The following is a 15306-nucleotide window of genomic DNA, read 5'->3' as shown; positions in this document are numbered from 1 at the left end:
TTGAATTTTAGAACCCAAATACCATTACAAAAAGAACGTAATCAAATAGATTATAATTCTAACATAAGCTTGGTGGGTTCTTGCTTTTCAGAAAATATTAGCAAAAAACTAAACTACTATAAGTTTAAAAATTTTAGCAATCCTTTTGGTATATTATTTAATCCTGTAGCTATTGAAAAATTAATAACCAATGCTATAAATGAAAAGCAATATTCTGAAAATGATATTTTTAAACTAAATGAACGTTGGCATTGTTTTGATGCCCATTCTGATTTAAGTTCTTCTGATAAAAATGAATTACTAGAAAATTTAAACACTGCTGTTAAACATACAAATAAAGAGTTAACAGAAGCATCACATATTATTATTACTCTTGGTACTTCTTGGGTATATCGATTTATTGAAAATGATGCCATTGTAGGAAATTGTCATAAAGTACCGCAAAAAAAGTTTTTAAAAGAATTACTTTCCGTTGAAGAAATTTTTGCTTCCTTAGATAATATAGTTACTTTAATTAAATCAGTAAATGCAACCGTAAATATTATTTTTACAGTAAGTCCTGTTCGTCATTTAAAAGATGGTTTTGTAGAAAACTCACAGAGTAAAGCGCATTTATTAGCAGCAATTCATCAAATTGTAAATCCTAAAAATCAGGTGTTTTACTTTCCTTCTTATGAAATTATGTTAGATGATTTACGTGATTATCGTTTTTATAATATTGATATGGTTCATCCAAATGAAACCGCTGTAAATTATATTTGGGAATTATTTAAACAAGTTTGGATTTCAGAAAATACTACTTCTGTAATGAAAGAAATTAAAACTATTCAAAAAGGATTAGCACATAAAGCCTTTAATCCGGGATCTAAACAACATCAACAATTTTTAGAAGATTTGCATCTAAAAATTTCTACTTTAAAAGAGCAATTTAATATAGATTTCAAATAAAAAAGGGATTAAACATGTAATCCCTTTTTCCAAAATAAAATGGTGAATAACCAATCAAATTTCACATTTTAATTTATTTTAATAGCCTCCACCTAAAGCCTTGTATAAATTAATAACGGCGTTTAGTTGTTTGTATTTATTATTTATTAATTCTAACTCTGTATTTAAAGCATTGTCTTTTGCAGTTAAAACTTCTAAATAATTTACCATGCCATATTTTAACAGTTCATCCGAATCAGCGGCTGCAATTTTTAAAGCATCTAATTTATGTCTTCTAATAACTAATTTTTCTGTTTCATTTTTATAATCGGCTAATGCATCAGAAACTTCTTTACCTGCAACTAACAATGTTTTTTCAAATTGCAAATACGCTTTTTGTTGATTTGCTTTTGCAATTTCAAAATTAGTTTTAATCTTCCTTTGGTTAAAAATAGGTTGAGTTAAACCCGTTAAAATTGATGAAAAAAGTGAGCTTGAATTAAACCAATTTTTTAATTCTAAACTATTAAATCCACCTGAAGCATTTACGCTTAATGACGGATAAAAATTACTTCGAGCAACGTTGGTTAATTCAAATGAATTTCTAAAATTTAATTCTGCCGATATAACATCAGGTCTTCTACTTAATAATAATGCGGGAATTCCTGTTTTAATATTTGCTGTAATTTTTTGATTTTCAAAAGAAGTTCTTTTAAGAGCTTTAGGAGATTTTCCAATTAAAATACTTAAAGTGTTTTCAAATACAATAACATTATATTTTAAATCCTTTAATATAATTTCAGTAGCATATTTTTGCGCTTCTGTTTGTTTTACCGATACTTCATTAACAATTCCTGCAGTCTTTAATGCTTTAATAGTTTCTATACTTTGATTTCTATTAATTAAAGTTTTTTCTGCAACTTTTACCTGGGCATCTAGTGCTAATAATTGATAGTAAGTTGAAGCAATATTAGCCACTATTTCAGTTTGAATAGCTTGTTGTGCTGCAACCGTTTGTAAATATTTTGCTACTGAAGCTCTTTTTGTACTTCTAATTTTTCCCCAAATATCTGCTTCCCAAGAAATATTTGCCGAAAATTCATGTTCATTATAATCCGGTGTGTTTTTAACTTTTCGATACAACCATGTGGTATTTCCATTAACAGATGGTAAATATCCTAACTTACCTTGCTTCATATTTTCTTCGGCAGCAATTAAATTTTGAAGGGCAATTTTCACATCATAATTATTAGCTAAACCTTCTTTAATATAGTCTTGTAAAATAGTATCTGTAAATAATTTATCCCACGAAACTGCAGCAATTGAAGTACTATCTAATTGTTTTTCTGTTCTGAATAAATTATCTGTGTTAACCTTAGGTGTTTTATAATTTTTAGCAACAAAACACGATTGCAATAAAACACTTGCAATTAAAACAATAATTAATTTTGATATATGTTGTTTTTTCATTTTACCTTTTTTTATAAAATTTCAGGATCATCTTCACTAGGTTTTTTCCCAACAAGCTCTTGTAAACTTTGGAAAATCACAAATAAAATTGGTATTACTAAAACTCCAACTAAAGTTCCTATTAACATCCCTCCTACAGCTCCAGTACCAATAGATCTGTTTCCTACTGCTCCAACTCCGCCTGCTAACGCCAACGGTAATAATCCAAAGATAAACGCAAAAGAAGTCATTAAAATAGGACGCAAACGCGCTTTCGCTCCGTCAATAGCTGATTGGTATAACGATAAACCATGTCTCCTTCGCTGTAAGGCAAATTCAACAATTAAAATTGCGTTTTTAGAAAGCAAACCGATAAGCATAATTAAAGTTACTTGGAAAAATATATTGTTTTCTAAACCTGCAAAATGAACAAACCCAATTGCTCCTGCTATACCAACAGGTAATGAAAATAAAACGGAAAGCGGAACTAGATAACTTTCATATTGAGCGGCAAGTAAAAAGTAAACAAATATTAAGCTTAACAGAAATACACCGATTGATTGTCCGCCTGCAATAATCTCTTCTCGAGTCATTCCTGAAAACTCATAGCCGTATGATTTCGGCAAATACTGAGCTGCAACTTCTTTAACTGCTTTAATAGCATCTCCAGAACTGTATCCAGGATTTGCTTTTCCTGTAATATTAATTGCTTTTAAAAGATTGTATCTTGATACAAATTCAGGACCATAAATTCTTTTAATATTTACAAACTCACTAATAGCAACCGATTCATTGTTATTATTTCTAACAAAAATTGTATTTAAAGATTCTGGTGTTGCTCTGTCTTCTGGTTTTGCCTGAATCATTACACGATATTGTTTACCAAACCTATTAAAATCCGTAGTGTATAAACCTCCATAATAACCTTGAAGCGTATTAAATATTTCGCCTACTGTAATACCAGCATCTTTAATTTTTTCCACATTAATATCTAATTGATATTGTGGAAAATTAGGATTAAAACTGGTCATTGCATACTGTATTTCTGGTCTTGAATTTAAGTGCTTAAGGAAATTCCCCGAAACAGCACTCATATCAATCCAGCTATCTTCTCCTTTATCCTGCAGTTTTAACTCAAAACCATCTGATGAACCAAACCCTTGCACACTTGGAGGGCTAAAAAACAGCAATTTTGCATCCTTAATTTGTGCCGTTTTGCCAAAAAGCTGACCAATTACTGCTTGCACAGACTGATTATCTTCTTTTCTTTGATCCCAATCTTTTAGTTTAATAACCGAAAAAGCATATGAGCCACCATTAACTCCATTTAACAAACTAAATCCAACAATATTCATTCTAGCTTCAACAATATCCATAGAAGCTAAAATAGAATCATATTTATTTACCACTTTTTGAGTTTGCTCTATAGTTGATCCTGGCGTTAAAGAAATATCACTAAATATAATTCCTCTATCTTCTGCTGGTATAAATCCAGTTGGAGTGTTCTTAAAAAAGTATAATCCAATACTTGAAACTAATACTATTAATAATATTGCTAACCATTTTCTGTTCAAAAATATTTTTAAAATATTGGTATACTTTTGGTGCATGATTTCAAATCCGGTATTAAAAGCAGTGAAAAACCGTTTTTGAAGTCCTTCTTTTTCATGTTTAGAATCATTTTGAGGTTTTAAAAATAATGCACATAAAGCTGGACTTAGAGTTAAAGCATTTACTGCTGAAATAACAATAGCTATCGCTAAAGTAATTGCAAACTGTTGGTAAAATATTCCCGAAGAACCTTTAATAAATGTTACAGGTATAAATACTGCCGACATTACCAATGTAATAGAAATAATAGCCCCAGTAATCTCACTCATGGCTGAAACTGTAGCTTCCATTGAAGATTTTGCTCCTTGATCTAGCTTTGCATGTACAGCTTCAACAACTACAATTGCATCATCAACCACAATACCAATCGCCAAAATTATAGCAAAAAGGGTTAACATATTAATGGAATACCCAAACAATTGCATAAAGAAAAATGTACCGATAATAGCTACAGGTACTGCTATAAGTGGAATTAATGTTGATCGTAAATCTTGAAGAAAAATAAATACAACAATAAACACTAAAATAAATGCTTCTATAATAGTTGAAATTACTTTAGCTATTGATGCATCTAAAAATGATTTTGCGTTATATGGAATTATATAATCTATTCCTTTTGGAAAGTCAACTTTTGACTGTTCCATAATTTTTTCTATTTCAGTAATTATATCTCGTGCATTTGATCCTGAAGTTTGAAAAATCCCCACAGCAACACCTGGTTTTCCCATCCCCATGTTTTTTGCACCATAATTAAAAGCACCAAGTTCTACTGTTGCAACATCTTTTAATCTTAAAAAAGATCCTTTACCCGTTGATTTTATAATGATATTTTCATACTCTGAAACTTTTGACAAACGCCCTTTGTATTTAATTGTATATTCATAAATCCCATTAGCATTTTCGCCAAATTTACCTGGAGCAACTTCAATATTTTGTTCTCTTAATGCAGCCTGAATATCTGAAGGTATAATATTATACATTGCCATTTTTTCAGGATTAATCCATATACGCATGGAATAATCTTTTGCTCCAAAAACATTTACCTGACCAACTCCTTTTACTCTTTGTAACTTAGGTACTAAGTTTATTTTGGCATAATTTTGAACAAAAGTTTCATCGTAATCTTTATTGTTTGAATACAATGAGAAAAACATTAAAGCACTTGTTTGCCTTTTAATGGTAGAAACTCCTGTTTGTACCACAACTGAAGGCAGCTTACTTGTAGCTCTCGAAACACGATTTTGAACATTTACAGCTGCAATATCTGGATTTATCCCTTGCTCAAAATACACACTAATTGTTGCAGAACCATTATTACTAGCTGTTGATGACATATAAGTCATTCCTTCCACTCCATTTATTTCTTCTTCTAAAGGAATAATAACACTATTTAAAACGGTTTCTGCATTAGCTCCTGTGTAAGATGCGCTAACTTGAACTGTAGGCGGAGCAATTTCTGGATATTGCTCAACAGGTAAGGAAAGTAATCCTAAAACACCTAAAATAGTTATTAAAATTGAAATTACTGTTGAGAGAACTGGTCTCTCAATAAATTTTTTTATCATAATTAAAAAATTATTTGTTGGTTAGTTTAATATGATTTTAGTTTTTTGAATTATTATCGATATAATTAGGTGTGATTTTTTGACCTTCGGTGAGTTTTAAAACGTTATCCACTACAATTGTTTCTCCTTCTTTTAAATTATTAGTTACTATATAATTTAATCCCTGAGTTCCATTTATTTCAACTACTCTAGTATCTACTTTGTTATCTTTCCCCAAAACATATACTATTTTTTTCCCTTGCATTTCAAAAATGGCAACTTGAGGAACTAATATTACATTACTTTCAACAAATGGAAACTTAACAGTTCCACTACCTCCACTTCTTAAAATTCGTTCTGGATTTGGAAAAGCAGCTCTAAATTCTGTACTTCCTGTTCTTTTATTTATTAAACCGTTAATGGCTTCTATTTTACCTTTATATGGATATACTGTGTTATCAACCAAAAGAAGTGAAACTTCAGGTAAGTTTTTAATTTTTTCGTCTATTGTTTTCCCTTTTATGGATTTACTAAACTCTAGTACTTCTTTTTCGTTCAATGAGAAATACGCTCTTATATTTTTAATATCTGATACAGTTGTTAAAGGATTAGTGCTAGTTGAACTAACAAGACTCCCTTCTCTATAAGGAATACTACCAATTACTCCATTTACTGGACTTGTTATGTTAGCGTAATTTATGTTAGCTAAAATGCTATTATAATTACTTTTAGCCTGCGCTAAATTAGCTTTTGCAGTTTCTAATTGAACTACACTTATTATATTTCTTTTTACCAATGGTATTAAACGATTAACTTCTACTTGGGCTACATTAATTTTTGCTTTTGCTGCCAAAGCATCTTGGTTTAATGTTTGTGTTTCTAACTTAAAAAGTAACTCGCCTTTTTTTACAACTTGCCCTTCATCAACATAAATTTTTTGAATTAAACCACTTACTTTTGGTCTAATTTCTACATTTTTTTGCCCTTCAAAGTTTGCTGCATATTCTTTATAAATAACCGCATCTTGCTTTATTACTTTTTTTACATTAAATGTAACTGGTGCCATTTCTTTTTTTGGTGATGACTGATTGTTTTTACAGCTAATAAAAACAACTACCAATAAGGCTGTGATTGTATATTTTATAATAAATTTATGAGATTTCATTATTGATTTTGATTTGTTATGGTTAATATATTTTGCTTTAATTGTGTTAAGTTTATAATCATTTTATTAATAAACTCTATGTATTGTTCACTAAATTGAACGTTTAGATGATTTCCTTCATTTGCATGTTTTGATTGTAATACTTTTTGGTTGTAAGCAAGTATTTTTTGATGGTTTTTCATCTCTTTTTTCCATAAATCAATTTTCTCATCTAATCTTGAAATAATATGATCTGGTGTTATTTTAAAATAACGCTTTCTATCTCCACTCTTTGTATAATATGTAATTCTACCATTTGACTGAAGCAGTTGTAAATTTGTAGAAATAGAACTTTTACTTGCTTCTAATTTTTCAACAAGTTCTTCAAAAGTAGCTCCTTTAATACCTGTTAATATTAAGTAAACTACTATTCTAGAAGCTAATGGTGTTAAATTATCAGAACACTCAAAATGAACGCCTAATTCTTCAACTAAAGCTAGTTTCTCTTTAATTAATTCTTCCTCTGTTATCATTTTCTCTAAAATTTGTACAAAAATAATTTAGTTCGTTTACTTCAGAACCAAACATTAGTTAAATTTTTGTTAATTTTAAAAAGTCAGAGATGTTTTTATAAATGGAAAGCTTTAATAGAAGTTAAAAAGTATAAAATATTTAAATTTTTTGTATAAAAAAAGAGAAGTAAAACTTCTCTTTTTATTATTTTTTTAGTTGTTTTTAATTAACAAACTTAGCAACATTTTGCCAAGGACCTCCATTAATTACATCAATACCTTGTCTTTCTAAAAAAGAGGTAGCTTGTCCACTTCTTGCACCACTTCTACATACGGCAATTACCTTTTTATTTAAGGCTTTAATCTCCTCTACTGCTGCAGGGATATTGTTTAAAACAATATTTTTAGATCCTTTAACATGCCCTTCACTATACTCTAAAGGTGTTCTAACATCAATAACCACAGCTCCTTCTTTAAGGTATTTTTCTATAGCTTCATTGTTATTTCCCCCTCCAAATAATCCGAAAAAACTCATTTTTTAATTTTTTTAATTAAGGCGCAAATATAATTCAATACTTGTATTCAATTGTAACAAAAATCACTTTATTTTTTTAGTAACTGAATTCCGTTAGTTATTAAATTAGAGTATTTAGATTCTTTTTTTAATTGATTTAAATAACTGAAAACCTCTGCTTTTAAAATTTCATTTGTGTTATATATCAGTTCGTAAATTTCTAAAACTAATAACCAATCATTAGTAAACTCAGCTTTTATTTTATGAAATATTTCAGTTAATAATTGAATGTTAACCTTTTTGCTTTCTCTTAATTCACGCACTTTACCATACAGTTGGTGAAGTTCTTTTTCCTTTTTAGTATACTTAATTTTATGTGTTTTTTCATTAGATATTTTTCCTACATCCTCAAATGAATTTACACATGCTGGACCTGCGTATGCCGAAATAATTTCTTTACCAACTGCCATATCATAAGTTCCCCATTCAGGTTTAAACAAAATAGTTTCACCATGAGTTACCGTGCAATTTTTAAAAGAAATGAGTACAATTTTTCCTTGTAAATCTCGGATTCCTGTAATTACTTCTCCTGAAATTTGAATATCTCCTTCAAAAAGTAAGGTTGTTTTTTTACCTTCATAAATTCCGTACGCTTCCAAATCTTTTGGATACATATTTTCAATAGCCAAATTCATGCCTTTTAATTTTCCAATTGGGCTTCCAAATCCTTCGGCATGATAATTTGTTCCATGGCCTATAAGCTCCTTGTTTCTAGCTGCTAAAGCTGTTGGTCCTGTAGTTTGAAAATAAACTGGCTTTTGGTTTTCCTCTGCTATTACATTAGTAAAAACGCCTGAAATTTGTATTCCTGTACTTAACTCAATAGTACCTAAATTTTTAGATTGAATTAACTTTTGAACTCCGTTTAAACCTCCAGTTCTTAGTGCCATTTTATTAGCAAATTCTTCTAAAACATAGCTTAAATGTGCAAAATTTGGAGTTACAAACAATTGTGGTTGTGCTTTTGTTATATCGAAATTTTGATTAGCTGCACTAATATTATATGGTATTTTTTTTACTTTATCCGTTAAACACCATTTACTTTCTCCAATAGAGGATAATAACCCTGCTCCATAAATTTTTGGAGATTGAATATCTCCTATTAAACCATATTCAACCGTCCACCAATGTAAATTTCTAATTTGAGCCATTTCAGAAAGTTCACCTATATTATTTTGTAAATCTTCTACTTTTTGCTGCGCCGCTTTAATTTCATTTTCTGTGGAATTAGGATCTTCTTTTAAAATAGAAAGCTTACGTACTGCTTCATAAATTTCAAAATCTTTAGCCGAAGAAATTGCTTTACTTCCAATTTCTCCAAATCGTCTTAAGTATTCTGCATATTCAGGATTGGCAATTATAGGCGCATGACCAGCAGCTTCATGAATAATATCAGGTGCTGGTGTATACTCAATATGCTCTAAAGTTCTAATATCAGAAGCTATTACTAGAACTTTATAAGCTTGAAACTCCATAAAAGCATTTGGTGGTATAAATCCATCAACAGCAACAGCAGCCCATCCAATATCTTTTAAAATTCTATTCATTCCTTCCATTTTAGGAATAGATTCTACTGAAATACCTGTTTTTTTTAATCCCTTTAAATAAGATTTATGTGCAACTTTACTTAAAAAATCAATATTCATTCGCATCACATATCTCCAAACAGCCTGATTTTGGTAAGTATAGCTTTCGTAAGGTTGTTTAACAATATATTTATGTAAGTGTTTTGGCAAATTTTTAGTAACACTATTAAAAATTAATTCGTTAGTCATTTGCGTAAAATTTTGCGTGAATTTACAATTTTTTAAACGTCTTTTTTACATACAAACTTTAAAAAAACTTAATAAATTTTAAATATTCAACCAAATTAGTAAGTGCTTTAATAAATTAAATCGATAAATATTAATGCATTTTACGCAACCGTTTTAGTAATTTTTAAAGCATTTAACAATTAATTATAAACACCTTCGCTTAATTACTTTGTATATTTGTATGGAAAATTAAATAATTAATTCTGATGAATAAGAAAGTAATTTTAATGATTTTAGATGGATGGGGAATTACACAAAATCCAGAAGTTTCTGCTGTTTTTAATGCTAAAACATCATTTATAGATAGTTTGTATTCTAAATTTCCAAATGCTAGTTTACGCACCGATGGCTTACATGTTGGCTTACCAGAAGGTCAAATGGGGAATAGTGAAGTTGGACATATGAATTTAGGAGCTGGCAGAATTGTATATCAAAACTTAGTAAAACTAAATAAAGCGGTTAAAGAAAATACATTAGGAACAGAAAAAGAATTGTTAAACGCATTAACTTATGCAAAAGAAAACAATAAAAACGTTCACTTTTTAGGGTTAGTTTCTGATGGAGGAATCCATTCTCACATAAATCATTTAAAAGCATTGCTTAATGTTGCGGCAGAAAATAAAGTTTCTAACGTATTTTTACATGCCTTTACCGATGGAAGAGATTGCGATCCAAAATCTGGAGAACATTTTATAAATGATATTCAAAATCATATGGAAAAATCAACTGGTAAATTGGCTACAATTACTGGAAGATATTATGCTATGGATAGAGATAAACGATGGGAGCGAGTTAAAATAGCTTATGATGCTTTAGTAAATGGAACTGGAATAACATCGAAAAATGCTAATGAAAGTATTAAGGAAAGTTATACTAATGATGTTACCGATGAATTTATAAAACCTATTATTATGACTGATGAAAATCATCAGCCAATTGGAAAAATTCAAAAAGATGATGTAGTTATTTTCTTTAATTATAGAACTGATAGAGGACGCGAATTAACAGAAGTACTTACTCAAAAAGATTATCCAGATTTTAACATGAAAACCATTCCATTGTATTATGTTACTATGACTAATTACGACGAAAACTTCAAAAATATTCATGTTATTTATAATACAGAAAATCTAGAAGACACTTTAGGTGAAGTCTTAGAAAAAGAAGGAAAAAAACAAATTAGAATTGCAGAAACCGAAAAATATCCACACGTTACATTTTTCTTTTCTGGGGGAAGAGAAAAAGAATTTAAAGGCGAAAAAAGAATTTTACTAAATTCTCCAAAAGTTGCCACTTACGATTTACAACCTGAAATGAGTGCTTACGAAATCCGTGATGCTATTATTCCTGAATTAAATCAAAAAGAAGTAGATTTTGTTTGTTTAAATTTTGCAAATGGAGATATGGTTGGCCATACAGGAGTAATGTCAGCAGCTATAAAAGCCTGCGAAGCAGTTGATGAATGTGTAAAAGATGTAGTAACTACCGCTTTAAATAACGATTATACTACTATAATTATAGCCGATCACGGAAATTGTGAAACCATGATAAACCCTGACGGAACACCAAATACAGCACATACAACTAATCCAGTTCCACTAATTTTAGTAGATAAAAATATCAAACAAATTAAAGATGGTATTTTAGGAGATGTTGCTCCAACAATTTTAAAATTAATGGGAATAGCACAACCTAAAATAATGACCCAACATTCTTTAGTTTAATTTTGTATTTTTATTGAAATTTAATTCGTATTTCATGAAAAAACTAATTTTAGGTATTCTTATATTAACAACCATGAGTTGTAATGCTCAAAAAAAAGAGCCTGCACCAACCAAAGATTCCGAAGGAAATTTAATTGGTTATGCACATAAATCTGACTTTTTAAAAGAATCTTATAATTACTGGTTTAGTCCAAATTATAAAAATTATAAAGTAGATGATAAATTGGTTGCTAAAATAAAACCATTACTAAAAAATGTTACTATTAAAGCATTTATGGGAACTTGGTGCGGAGATAGTAAAGAACAAACTCCTGCCCTTTACAAAATTTTAGATGCAGCAAATTTTAATTATAAACATTTAAAATTAGTTGCTGTAGACAGAGATAAAAAAACACCTGATAATTTACAAAAAGGATATAATATTCACCATGTGCCAACCTTTATTTTTTATAAAAAAGGAAAAGAAATAGGTCGTTTTGTTGAATATCCTCAAGAAACTATTGAGAAAGATATGCTAAAAATATTAAGTGGAAAACATTACGAGCATCCATATAAAGATGAAGATTAAAGCTCTAATCACAAACATAAAAAAAGCTTTTAGAAAATTCTAAAAGCTTTTTTTACTTATATTTATTATTAATTAGCACATTTCTTCAAAAAATTCTTTATCAATTTGCTCTCTATGATCAGGATGTGCAATTTTCACTAATTCATTAGCTCGTTGTTTTATGGTTTTTCCATATAAATTAGCTACACCATATTCTGTAACAATATATTGTACATGAGCTCTAGTTGTAACAACTCCTGCCCCACGATTTAAAAATGGAACAATTCTGCTTATTCCATTTTTAGTGGTTGAAGGCATTGCAATAATAGCTTTACCTCCTTCACTTAAAGATGCACCTCTAATAAAATCCATTTGTCCACCAACTCCTGAATATAATCTTGTGCCTATTGAATCCGCACAAACTTGTCCAGTCATATCCACTTGAATAGCGGAATTAATTGCTATCATTTTTGGATTTTGCCTAATATTAGCAACATCATTAACATAATCGCATGAGCGCATTTCAATAAAAGGGTTATCATCTACATAATCGTACAATCTTTTTGATCCCATTAAAAAAGTAGTCAAAGCTCTTCCTTTTCCAATTCCTTTATAATTACAATTTATAACATCATCTAATATTAAATCAATAACGCCATCAGAAAACATTTCTGTGTGCAAACCTAAATCTTTATGGTTTCCTAACCTTGATAAAACGGCATTAGGAATATTACCAATACCCATTTGCAGCGTACTCCTATCTTCAATTAAGTTTGCGATATGATCTCCTATTCTGCTTTCAATTTTATTAGGTTCAGGTAAAATAAACTGGTGAATTGGTGTATCTTCTTCCACAAAAGTATCTAATTCAGAAATATGGATAATTCCTTCCCCAAGTACTCGTGGCATTTGTTTATTTATTAAAGCAATAACGTGCTTAGCATTTTCAATAACAGATAAAACAGCTTCTATGGAAACCCCTAAAGAGCAATATCCGTGCTTATCTGGTGTAGAAACCTGAATTAAAGCTACATCTACAGGTAAAATTCCTCGTTTAAATAACATTGGTACTTCACTTAAAAAAACTGGCGTGTATGAACCATTTCCTGCTCTTAAAGTATGTCGAACATTTGGACCAATAAATAAAGAATTTACATGAAAGCTTTTACTATATTTTGGATCTGCATAAGGTGTTTTTCCTTCAACATGCAAGTGACAAATTTCAACATTTCTAAGTTCTTCGTGCCTTTCTGTTAGTGCATTTATTAAAGACTGTGGTGCTGATGCTGCAGCTTGAATATAAACCCTATCATTTGATTTTATAATTTTAACTGCTTCTTCAGCTGTTACTGCTTTATACATTATTTTGTTTATTTATTAGTAATTATGCAAATTTAAGGATGAATCCTCTTAGAAAAACTGTTAAAAATCACTTTTACCTCATTTTATTAAAAATAATTCAAAATGAAGTTATAATGAATAGAATAAAAAACTATTATTTGAATTATCTTTGCACTTAAATTATTTACTACAATGATTAAAATTAAATCTTTAGAAGAAATTGAATTAATGCGTGAAAGTGCTCTTATTGTTTCTAAAACTCTAGGAATACTAGCTAAAGAAGTAAAACCAGGGGTTACTACTTTATATTTAGACAAACTTGCAGAAGAATTTATTAGAGATAACGGAGCTATACCTGGATTTTTAGGTTTATATGATTTTCCAAATACATTATGTATGAGCCCTAACGCTCAAATTGTACATGGAATTCCAAACGATAAACCATTAGAAAATGGCGATATAATTTCAATTGATTGTGGTGCATTAAAAAATGGTTTTTATGGCGATCATGCATATACCTTTGAAGTTGGTGAAGTTGCAGAAGAAACTAAAAAATTATTACAAGTAACCAAAGAAAGCTTATATGTTGGCATACGCGAGTTTAAAGCTGGAAACAGAGTTGGCGATGTTGGCTTTGCCATTCAAAATTATTGTGAAAAGCATGGTTATGGAATTGTACGTGAATTAGTTGGTCATGGATTAGGAAGGGTTATGCACGAAGATCCAGAAATGCCAAATTATGGAAGAAGAGGAAGAGGTAAAAAATTTATTGAAGGTATGGTAGTGGCAATTGAGCCAATGGTTAATTTAGGAACACATAGAATTAATCAGTTAAGTGATGGTTGGACTATTTTAACCAAAGATGGAAAACCTAGTGCTCATTTTGAGCACGATGTTGCTTTAGTAAATGGAAAGCCCGAGTTATTATCTACTTTTAAATATATTTATGACGCTTTAGGTATTGAAAGTGATGAAGAAGATGAGTTTAGAGCAAAAAAATTAATACTATAAACTATGCCTAAATTCCTAAATATTTCAGAATTAAAAACAGCAGAATTGATAAAAGGCTTTCATGGAAAATTTGTACATGCCCAAAAATTTACCATAGCTTTTTGGGAAATTAATAAAGATTCTATTTTACCCGAACACGCGCATATTCATGAACAAACCACACAAGTTATTGAAGGAAATTTAGAATTAACTATTGGAACAGAAACTAAAATTTTAAAGGCTGGAGAAATAGCAGTTATTCCTCCAAATGTAACACATAGTGGTAAAGCATTAACTAATTGCAAAGTTACCGATACTTTTTGTCCAGTTAGAGAAGACTACAAATTTGATAATTAATTGATTTTGAAAAAGTTATTTAAATTTTTTCTAAATAGTATTCCTCGACCTATCTTAATAAAAGTTAGTTATTGGGTTCGCCCTTTAATTGCGTTTATTTTAAAAGGAAATAAATTTACCGATCCTATTGATAATAAAAGTTTTAGAACGTTTTTACCATATGGTTATGGAAAACAACGTAATAATGTTTTATCGCCTAGTACACTTTCTTTAGAACGTCACCGATTATTATGGTTATATTTAAAAGATAAAACTGATTTATTTACTTCACAAAAAAAAATGTTGCACATTGCTCCTGAACAATGCTTTTTAAAACGTTTTAAAAAATTAAAAAATTTAGATTATATAACTGCCGATTTATATTCTCCTATAGCAGATGTAAAAGCTGACATTTGTAATTTACCTTTTAAAAATAACGAATTTGATGTTATTTTTTGCAATCATGTTTTAGAACATATTGAAGACGATAAAAAAGCAATGAGTGAATTATATAGAGTTTTAAAACCTAATGGATTCGGAATTTTTCAAATACCACAAGATTTAACTAGGGAAAAAACTTACGAAGATTTTACCATAACTTCACCAAAAGAAAGAGCCAAACATTTTGGACAATATGACCATGTTAGAATTTATGGAAAAGATTACTTCAACAAATTACGTTCTGCAGGATTTAAAGTAGATGAAATAAACTATTCCGCAGAAATAAATGATGACCTAGTTAAAAAATATTGCTTGGTAAAAAATGAAATTTTACCAGTTTGCTACAAATAAT

The 15306-nt window shown here is 29.4% G+C and carries 13 protein-coding genes; 6 read left to right on the top strand and 7 right to left on the bottom strand.

What is annotated here, in order from left to right:
- Entirely contained in the window at window positions 1-948 is a 948-nt protein-coding gene (locus tag R3342_RS03550) for a GSCFA domain-containing protein (RefSeq protein ID WP_318938297.1), read from the top strand.
- A gap of 78 nt (window positions 949-1026) precedes the next feature.
- Here R3342_RS03550 and R3342_RS03545 read toward each other — a convergent pair whose 3' ends face one another.
- From R3342_RS03545 to R3342_RS03520, 6 genes are all read right to left on the bottom strand, one after another.
- Entirely contained in the window at window positions 1027-2397 is a 1371-nt protein-coding gene (locus R3342_RS03545; protein WP_318938296.1) for an efflux transporter outer membrane subunit, read from the bottom strand.
- Between the two features lie 11 nt (window positions 2398-2408).
- Window positions 2409-5552, bottom strand: a complete 3144-nt coding sequence (locus tag R3342_RS03540; protein ID WP_318938295.1) for an efflux RND transporter permease subunit — start codon at window positions 5550-5552, stop codon at window positions 2409-2411.
- A 37-nt stretch (window positions 5553-5589) separates the two neighbouring features.
- Window positions 5590-6696, bottom strand: coding sequence for an efflux RND transporter periplasmic adaptor subunit (locus R3342_RS03535; RefSeq protein WP_318938294.1), 1107 nt, complete (start codon window positions 6694-6696; stop codon window positions 5590-5592).
- On the bottom strand, window positions 6696-7208 hold the full coding sequence (locus R3342_RS03530) for a MarR family transcriptional regulator (protein WP_318938293.1): 513 nt from the start codon (window positions 7206-7208) through the stop codon (window positions 6696-6698). Before R3342_RS03530 ends, R3342_RS03535 begins: the two co-directional genes overlap by 1 nt.
- 202 nt (window positions 7209-7410) lie before the next feature.
- Window positions 7411-7722, bottom strand: coding sequence for a rhodanese-like domain-containing protein (locus tag R3342_RS03525; RefSeq protein ID WP_318938292.1), 312 nt, complete (start codon window positions 7720-7722; stop codon window positions 7411-7413).
- Between the two features lie 68 nt (window positions 7723-7790).
- Window positions 7791-9536: an aromatic amino acid hydroxylase gene (locus tag R3342_RS03520; protein WP_318938291.1), complete on the bottom strand. Its 1746-nt coding sequence runs from the start codon at window positions 9534-9536 to the stop codon at window positions 7791-7793.
- Window positions 9537-9781: 245 nt separating this feature from the next.
- Between R3342_RS03520 and gpmI the strand changes: the two genes are divergently transcribed.
- The gene (gene gpmI / locus R3342_RS03515) at window positions 9782-11299 is read left to right on the top strand and encodes a 2,3-bisphosphoglycerate-independent phosphoglycerate mutase (RefSeq protein WP_318938290.1); all 1518 of its coding nucleotides are present in this window, start codon (window positions 9782-9784) and stop codon (window positions 11297-11299) included.
- A 34-nt stretch (window positions 11300-11333) separates the two neighbouring features.
- On the top strand, window positions 11334-11867 hold the full coding sequence (locus R3342_RS03510; protein ID WP_318938289.1) for a thioredoxin family protein: 534 nt from the start codon (window positions 11334-11336) through the stop codon (window positions 11865-11867).
- A gap of 72 nt (window positions 11868-11939) precedes the next feature.
- Here the strand turns inward: R3342_RS03510 and R3342_RS03505 are convergent, their stop codons facing one another.
- Window positions 11940-13208, bottom strand: a complete 1269-nt coding sequence (locus R3342_RS03505; RefSeq protein ID WP_318938288.1) for an acetyl-CoA hydrolase/transferase family protein — start codon at window positions 13206-13208, stop codon at window positions 11940-11942.
- A gap of 171 nt (window positions 13209-13379) precedes the next feature.
- Between R3342_RS03505 and map the strand changes: the two genes are divergently transcribed.
- Genes map through R3342_RS03490 form a run of 3 tightly spaced genes read left to right on the top strand, consistent with a single transcriptional unit; the run spans window position 13380 to window position 15305 of the window.
- On the top strand, window positions 13380-14198 hold the full coding sequence (map, locus tag R3342_RS03500) for a type I methionyl aminopeptidase (RefSeq protein ID WP_318938287.1): 819 nt from the start codon (window positions 13380-13382) through the stop codon (window positions 14196-14198).
- Window positions 14199-14201: 3 nt separating this feature from the next.
- Window positions 14202-14534, top strand: a complete 333-nt coding sequence (locus R3342_RS03495) for a cupin domain-containing protein (RefSeq protein WP_318938286.1) — start codon at window positions 14202-14204, stop codon at window positions 14532-14534.
- 6 nt (window positions 14535-14540) lie between these two features.
- Window positions 14541-15305, top strand: a complete 765-nt coding sequence (locus tag R3342_RS03490; protein WP_318938285.1) for a class I SAM-dependent methyltransferase — start codon at window positions 14541-14543, stop codon at window positions 15303-15305.
- Window position 15306 lies beyond the last annotated feature (1 nt).

The sequence above is a fragment of the Lutibacter sp. genome, assembly GCF_033723435.1.
Taxonomy (GTDB): domain Bacteria; phylum Bacteroidota; class Bacteroidia; order Flavobacteriales; family Flavobacteriaceae; genus Lutibacter.
The sequence above is the reverse complement of the archived record's forward strand: the minus strand, read 5'-3'. Positions and strand labels throughout refer to the sequence as shown.

Bases quoted from the DNA above. Each gene is read 5' to 3' on its own strand.
- R3342_RS03520 (WP_318938291.1), bottom strand. From the start codon at position 9,536: ATGACTAACGAATTAATTTTTAATAGTGTTACTAAAAATTTGCCAAAA.
- R3342_RS03495 (WP_318938286.1), top strand. From the start codon at position 14,202: ATGCCTAAATTCCTAAATATTTCAGAATTAAAAACAGCAGAATTGATA.
- R3342_RS03525 (WP_318938292.1), bottom strand. From the start codon at position 7,722: ATGAGTTTTTTCGGATTATTTGGAGGGGGAAATAACAATGAAGCTATA.
- R3342_RS03535 (WP_318938294.1), bottom strand. From the start codon at position 6,696: ATGAAATCTCATAAATTTATTATAAAATATACAATCACAGCCTTATTG.
- R3342_RS03545 (WP_318938296.1), bottom strand. From the start codon at position 2,397: ATGAAAAAACAACATATATCAAAATTAATTATTGTTTTAATTGCAAGT.
- R3342_RS03505 (WP_318938288.1), bottom strand. From the start codon at position 13,208: ATGTATAAAGCAGTAACAGCTGAAGAAGCAGTTAAAATTATAAAATCA.
- R3342_RS03510 (WP_318938289.1), top strand. From the start codon at position 11,334: ATGAAAAAACTAATTTTAGGTATTCTTATATTAACAACCATGAGTTGT.
- gpmI (WP_318938290.1), top strand. From the start codon at position 9,782: ATGAATAAGAAAGTAATTTTAATGATTTTAGATGGATGGGGAATTACA.
- R3342_RS03530 (WP_318938293.1), bottom strand. From the start codon at position 7,208: ATGATAACAGAGGAAGAATTAATTAAAGAGAAACTAGCTTTAGTTGAA.
- map (WP_318938287.1), top strand. From the start codon at position 13,380: ATGATTAAAATTAAATCTTTAGAAGAAATTGAATTAATGCGTGAAAGT.
- R3342_RS03540 (WP_318938295.1), bottom strand. From the start codon at position 5,552: ATGATAAAAAAATTTATTGAGAGACCAGTTCTCTCAACAGTAATTTCA.